Annotated in this window: 7 protein-coding genes; 6 read left to right on the forward strand and 1 reads right to left on the reverse strand. The window is 67.3% G+C overall.

The features are described from left to right. The first annotated feature begins 172 nt into the window (after positions 1-172). Entirely contained in the window at positions 173-637 is a 465-nt protein-coding gene (locus tag ACFU7D_RS28260) for a hypothetical protein (protein ID WP_378873537.1), read from the forward strand. A 95-nt stretch (positions 638-732) separates the two neighbouring features. Here ACFU7D_RS28260 and ACFU7D_RS28265 read toward each other — a convergent pair whose 3' ends face one another. Further along, on the reverse strand, positions 733-1,905 hold the full coding sequence (locus ACFU7D_RS28265; RefSeq protein ID WP_378873539.1) for a lytic transglycosylase domain-containing protein: 1,173 nt from the start codon (positions 1,903-1,905) through the stop codon (positions 733-735). A 234-nt stretch (positions 1,906-2,139) separates the two neighbouring features. Between ACFU7D_RS28265 and rplK the strand changes: the two genes are divergently transcribed. The 5 genes from rplK to ACFU7D_RS28290 all read left to right on the forward strand — a co-directional run bounded on the left by rplK (position 2,140) and on the right by ACFU7D_RS28290 (position 5,980). Then, a complete protein-coding gene (rplK, locus tag ACFU7D_RS28270; RefSeq protein WP_045550585.1) occupies positions 2,140-2,568 on the forward strand; it encodes a 50S ribosomal protein L11 in 429 nt (142 codons plus the stop codon). 62 nt (positions 2,569-2,630) lie between these two features. Next, a complete protein-coding gene (rplA, locus tag ACFU7D_RS28275) occupies positions 2,631-3,347 on the forward strand; it encodes a 50S ribosomal protein L1 (protein WP_378729208.1) in 717 nt (238 codons plus the stop codon). 277 nt (positions 3,348-3,624) lie between these two features. After that, complete coding sequence (locus ACFU7D_RS28280; RefSeq protein WP_378873541.1) at positions 3,625-4,416, forward strand: transporter substrate-binding domain-containing protein; 792 nt, start codon at positions 3,625-3,627, stop codon at positions 4,414-4,416. Positions 4,417-4,445: 29 nt separating this feature from the next. Beyond that, the gene (locus tag ACFU7D_RS28285; RefSeq protein ID WP_378873543.1) at positions 4,446-5,225 is read left to right on the forward strand and encodes an amino acid ABC transporter permease; all 780 of its coding nucleotides are present in this window, start codon (positions 4,446-4,448) and stop codon (positions 5,223-5,225) included. Beyond that, a complete protein-coding gene (locus tag ACFU7D_RS28290) occupies positions 5,225-5,980 on the forward strand; it encodes an amino acid ABC transporter ATP-binding protein (protein ID WP_378873545.1) in 756 nt (251 codons plus the stop codon). The genes ACFU7D_RS28285 and ACFU7D_RS28290 overlap by 1 nt, the downstream gene beginning before the upstream one ends. The last annotated feature ends 34 nt before the right edge of the window (positions 5,981-6,014 follow it).

Here is a 6,014-nt window from a genome sequence, read left to right on the forward strand (position 1 = left end):
AAGCCCGGGCGTTCCGCGATTTCGTACCGGCCGGCTGAATTGCCGATGCGGCGCAGATGAATGCCGTTTAGCCTGCCCTGGATGCTGCCGGGCGGGCGTCGCCTCGGGCCGGCCCACCGGTGGCGATCTGTCCCCGATCGATGTCGTCGCCAGATTGAGAGTGAGCCCCACGATGAACGTGCCCATCAGGACTCGGATCGCGGTGTCGTTCGCCGCTGTCGCCATGCCCCTTCTCGCCGCGTGCGGTGCCGGATCGGAGCCGGGCGCAGCCTCATGCCCGGTGGAGGAGGCGGCAGTCAAGACGGCAGAGGCGGCAGTCACGCCGCTGCAGGCCGAGGTCGAGAACGTGGAAGCAGTGCTCGCCGAGGCGTCGGCCGCAGCGGAGAAGGCGGGGGCAGAGGCCGACAAGATCGGCGAAGAAGCCGACGCCGCGAGCATGGGCACCAGCGCTGAGGATGCTGCTGCGTTCGCGGACATCATGGCGAAGTCGGCGGAGCTCACCGCGAAGGCTGCCGAACTCACCGCCGAGGCGGCAAAGGCGGAGGCCGCCGTGGCGGCGGCGGAGAAGAAGCTCGACGCCGCCGAAGGTGCGGTGACGAAGGCCGAAGACGCGTTGGCCACCTGTCAAGGAGACTGATCGCCGGCCGACCCACCTCGTCCAGGCCTGGCCACTTCCGTTCATGTGTGTGGAAGTTGCAGGCGGTGAGGGCCGGCGCTCGACCAACGGTCAGGCTACGGCAGCGTCTTGATCAGCCACTCGACGTACCCGGTGATGTCGGTGACGACTCCGGGAGCGGCGGCGTTGGCCTGGGTGACGGTCTTGCCGAGGAGCCGGATGCTGCAGGAGTCGACGGCGCGGTTGGTGTCCCAGCCGGCGGCGAGGTCGGGGAAGCGGGAGGCCAGCTCGGCGCCGCAGATCGCACGTCTCTCGGGGATCGAGGCCCAGCTGCCGTCGTCGGTCGGGGTGGCGCTGGGGCTGGGGCTCGTCGAGGGGCTCGAGCTCGGCTCGCTCGACGGTCGGGCGCCGGCGCTCGGCTTCGGTGTGGTGGCGTGGTGCTTCGTGTTCCCGGGCTTCTTGTCGGCCCGCTTCGTCGCGTTGGGGCCCGGGCGCCCGGACTTCGGCTCGGCATGCGCGGGCGCGGCGGCGAGCTCGATGTCGTCGCCGCCGTAGGGGCTGTCGGCGTAGCCCTTGGCGATCTTCAGGACGGTGGAGACGTACGCCTGGCTGCGGTTGTAGCGGGTGAGCGCGGCCTGCTTCCCCTTGTCGGTGGAGACGTCGTCGTCGCCGGAGCAGAGGTAGACGGCGGCGGCGAGGGCGGCGTCGTCGATGTCCTGCGGGTCGCGTACGCCGTCGCCGTCGCCGTCGACGGCCACCAAGGGCCAGGTCGAGGGGATGAACTGCATCGGGCCGACGGCCCGGTCGCCGCTGGTGAGCTTGTCGACCGCGCCGGCATCGGTGTCGGGCGCCGGGTCGCCGGCGGTGGTGGTCAGCGTCGGGCCGTAGATGGCGGGAGAGGCCTTGCCCGAGTCGTCGAGCCGGCTGCTCTTGAGGCGCCCGTGGTCGGACTCGACCATCCCGACGGCGGCGAGCAGCGTCCAGTCGAGGGCACAGGCCCGGTCGGCGGTGGTGACGACGGCGGCCGCACGCTGGTAGGCGGCCAGCGCCGGCATCGGGATGTCGCTTCCCTGCGCCATCGCGACTGCGATCGTGCCGGTTCGGGCGCCCTTGCGGGCTCCTTGTGCGGGCGCGGGCTCGGTGACGCTCGCGGGCTGGTCGATCGCCGACGTCACCAGGGTCTCGCCGCCCGGCAGCGTCACGGGCTGGACCGGATCGAACCCGGCGCCGGTGGCGGCGGCGGTCCACGCCGCCGAGAGCGCTGTCAGCGGCACGAGCGCGGCAAACATGGACAGACGTCGGTTGAACAATTGAGCTCCCTTTGTAAATCCCTGGGGGAGTATGCCAAGAGGAGTGGTGTCCGTCACTCAGGGGGTCTCACTCAGTGGGCCGCCCTGCGCTGATTTCGCGAACCCGCGCGGATCACGGACAATTGACCAGTTGCGAGAGCAACACAGCAGGTGGCAGAGGCCGAAACGTACCAACGGCTTCGTCATGACCACGAGAAGGAAGAGATCTCAAGAATGCCTCCGAAGAAGAAGATCGCAGCGCTCGTCAAGGTGCAGCTGCAGGCCGGCTCCGCGACCCCGGCCCCGCCGGTCGGTACCGCGCTCGGTCCGCACGGCGTCAACATCATGGAGTTCTGCAAGGCGTACAACGCCCAGACCGAGTCCATGCGCGGCAACGTCATCCCCGTCGAGATCACCATCTACGAGGACCGCTCGTTCACCTTCATCACGAAGACCCCGCCGGCCGCTGAGCTGATCAAGAAGGCCGCCGGTCTGAAGAAGGGCTCGTCCGTCCCGCACAAGGACAAGGTCGGCAAGCTGACCAAGGACCAGGTGCGCGAGATCGCGACCACCAAGCTGCCCGACCTCAACGCCAACGACATCGACGCAGCGATGAAGATCGTCGAGGGCACCGCCCGCTCCATGGGCGTCACCACCGACTGATACGTGGGAGAGCCGCGCTGGCTCGCTAACCACATCTCCTCTTAACTACCAAAGGAATCACCATGCAGCGCAGCAAGACCTACCGCGCGGCGTCGGAGACGTTCGACCAGAACGAGCTGTACGCCCCGCTGGCCGCGATCAAGATCGCCAAGTCTTCCAGCAAGAAGAAGTTCGACGAGACCGTTGACGTCGTCATGCGTCTCGGTGTCGACCCCCGTAAGGCCGACCAGATGGTGCGCGGCACCGTCAGCCTGCCCCACGGCACCGGTAAGACGATGCGCGTCATCGTCTTCGCCGCTGCTCCGGACAAGGCCGAGGCCGCTCGCGAGGCCGGCGCCGACGTCGTCGGTGGCGACGAGCTCATCGAGAAGGTCTCCGGCGGCTGGCTCGACTTCGACGCCGTCGTCGCGACCCCCGACATGATGGGCAAGGTCGGCCGCCTCGGCCGCGTGCTCGGCCCCCGTGGCCTCATGCCGAACCCGAAGACCGGCACCGTCACCCCGGACCCGGCCAAGGCCGTGACCGACATCAAGGGCGGCAAGATCGACTTCCGGGTCGACCGCCACGCCAACCTTCACTTCATCATCGGCAAGGCCTCCTTCTCCGAGGCTCAGCTCGCCGAGAACTACGCCGCTGCTCTCGAGGAGGTGCTTCGTCTGAAGCCGTCCTCCTCCAAGGGTCGCTACCTGAAGAAGGTCACCGTCTCGACCACCATGGGCCCCGGTGTCCAGGTCGACCCCAACCGCATCAAGAACGTCGCGGGCGAGGACGAGGCCTGAGCCTGCGACCCTGTGAGGAACGAACAGGGTCGCAACGCGAAGGGATCGAGCGTGACGACTGAGTGAGGTCGAACGGCGAGCTTGCTCGTCCGTTCGCGCCGAGCGAGGGAGTAAGGCGCCCGAAGGGCGCCAGCGCAGCGGCTGAGCTAGCGAAGCCGCGAAGCGGGTCGAGATCCACGCAGCGGTCTGCATTCGGCGATCCTCAAGTCGCTCTGATGGCCCGCCACCCCGAGGGGTGGCGGGCCATCGTCGTCCAAAGCGTCGTAGAGTGCCCCGCATGAATCTGCGGAAGTTCGCTGCTGTCCTGACCGTTCCTGCCCTGGGGCTGGCGCTCGCCGCCTGCGGTGGCGGCGACGAGGGTGGCACTTCGACGTCGGGTGCGAAGCTGGTCAAGGCCGACACCCTGACCATCTGCACGCACCTTCCCTACAAGCCGTTCGAGTTCAACGAGGGCGGCGAGGTCGTCGGCTTCGACATCGACGTGCTCAAGATCGCGGCGGATGCTGAGAAGCTCGAGACCGAGGTCGTCAACATCGGCTGGGAGACCATCGTCTCGGGCGAGGCGCTCAACTCCGGCAAGTGTGACGTCGCCGCCGGCGCGATGACGATCACCGAGGAGCGGGAGGGGGTCATGGACTTCTCCGAGCCCTACTTCGAGGCGACCCAGGCCCTGATGACCAAGAAGGGCGCGGGCTACGCCTCGCTCGACGACCTCGGCGGCAAGACCATCGCGGTCCAGGAGGCGACGACGGGCGCCGACTACGTCAAGGAGAACGCCCCCAAGGACACCAAGATCATCACGCTCGAGGACTCTGCGCTGATGATGCAGGCGGTCAAGTCCGGCAAGGCCGACGCCGGCGTCAACGACAACGGTCTTCTCTACGACTTCGTCAAGGAGAACACCGACATGGAGATCACGAGTGAGTTCCAGACCGGTGAGGCGTACGGCTTCTCGGTGAAGAAGAACGGCAACGACAAGCTGATCGAGGTGCTCAACAAGGGCATCAACGACAAGGCCGCCTACGACGAGGTCTACAAGAAGTGGTTCGGGGAGGCTGCCGCCCAGTGACGGGCACGGCAGTAGTTCCCAAGAAGCGGATGTCGCCGCGCAAGCGCGCGGCGCTCGTCCGCTACATCCAGTACGCCGTGCTGGTGCTGCTGGTCGTGGTCCTGGCACTGGTCGCGGACTGGGGTGAGATCAGGCGCGCGTTCTTCGACCTGGACATTGCGCGGGCACAGTTCCCCGATGTCATCGTGATCGCCCTCAAGAACACGATCATCTACACCGCGTGCGGCTTCGCCTTCGGGCTCGCGCTCGGCCTGGTCCTGGCGCTGATGCGGCTCTCGAGCGTCGGTCCGTACCGGTGGATCTCGACCGGCATCATCGAGCTCTTCCGCGGGCTGCCGGCGCTGGTCGTGTTCCTGGTGCTCGGACTCGGACTCTCGCTGGCCTTCGGAGTCCAGCTCTCCAACCTCGCCACCGTCACGCTGGCGCTGGGTCTGGTCGGCGGCGCTTACATGGCCGAGACGATCCGGGCCGGCATCCAGGCGGTGCCGAAGGGTCAGTACGAGGCAGCGCGCACGCTGGGCATGACGCACACGCGAGCGATGGTCACCATCGTGCTCCCGCAGGCGTTCCGGGTGATCCTGCCCCCGCTGACCAACGAGCTGATCCTGCTCACCAAGGACTCCTCGCTGGTCTACATCCTCGGGTTGTCGCTGGACGAGTACGAGCTCACCGCCTTCGGTCGCGAGGCGATGAACGCCAACGCCAACCTGACCCCGATGGTCACCATCGCGCTGTGCTACCTGCTGATCACGGTGCCGCTCTCGATCGTCGTACGCCGCATGGAAGCCAAGTCCGGGAAGGCCCGCTGATGACCCAGACGACCTCCGATCGTGGCGCCGCCGCGATCGACGTACAACAGCTGCACAAGTACTTCGGCGACAACGAGGTGCTCAAGGGCATCGACTTCCACATCGGCCGTGGCGAGGTCGTCTGCGTGGTCGGGCCGTCCGGGTCCGGCAAGTCGACGCTGCTGCGCTGCGTGAACATGCTCGAGGAGCCGACCAGCGGCACGATCCTGGTCGAGGGCGAGGAGATCACGGATCCGGACGCCGACGTCGACGCGTTGCGCGCCAGGATCGGGATGGTCTTCCAGCAGTTCAACCTGTTCCCGCACATGACCGTGCTGCGCAACCTGACGGTCGCTCAGGAGAAGGTGCTCAAGCGCGGTAAGGCCGAGTCGCTGGAGATCGCTCGAGCCAACCTGGAGAAGGTCGGGCTCTCGGACAAGGCCGACGCCTACCCGGCTCACCTCTCCGGCGGCCAGCAGCAGCGCGTCGCCATCGCGCGGGCGCTGTCGATGAACCCCGACATGATGCTCTTCGACGAGCCGACGTCCGCTCTGGACCCGGAGCTCGTCGGGGACGTTCTGGCCGTCATGAAGGACCTGGCTGCCGAGGGCATGACCATGATGGTGGTCACCCACGAGATGAACTTCGCCCGTGAGGTCGCCGACAAGGTCGTCTTCATGGACGGCGGCGTGATCGTCGAGGAGGGCCTCCCGGCCGACGTCCTCGGCAACCCCCAGCACGAGCGCACCCGAGCGTTTCTCTCCCGGGTGCTCTGAGGCGTGATGTTCACCGAGGTACCTCGGTGAACAT

The sequence above is a fragment of the Nocardioides sp. NPDC057577 genome (assembly GCF_042801335.1).
Lineage (GTDB): Bacteria > Actinomycetota > Actinomycetes > Propionibacteriales > Nocardioidaceae > Nocardioides.

Coding starts and splice junctions, on each gene's coding strand:
- ACFU7D_RS28280 (WP_378873541.1), top strand. CDS start 3,625: ATGAATCTGCGGAAGTTCGCTGCTGTCCTGACCGTTCCTGCCCTGGGG.
- ACFU7D_RS28290 (WP_378873545.1), top strand. CDS start 5,225: ATGACCCAGACGACCTCCGATCGTGGCGCCGCCGCGATCGACGTACAA.
- rplK (WP_045550585.1), top strand. CDS start 2,140: ATGCCTCCGAAGAAGAAGATCGCAGCGCTCGTCAAGGTGCAGCTGCAG.
- ACFU7D_RS28260 (WP_378873537.1), top strand. CDS start 173: ATGAACGTGCCCATCAGGACTCGGATCGCGGTGTCGTTCGCCGCTGTC.
- ACFU7D_RS28285 (WP_378873543.1), top strand. CDS start 4,446: ATGTCGCCGCGCAAGCGCGCGGCGCTCGTCCGCTACATCCAGTACGCC.
- ACFU7D_RS28265 (WP_378873539.1), bottom strand. CDS start 1,905: ATGTTTGCCGCGCTCGTGCCGCTGACAGCGCTCTCGGCGGCGTGGACC.
- rplA (WP_378729208.1), top strand. CDS start 2,631: ATGCAGCGCAGCAAGACCTACCGCGCGGCGTCGGAGACGTTCGACCAG.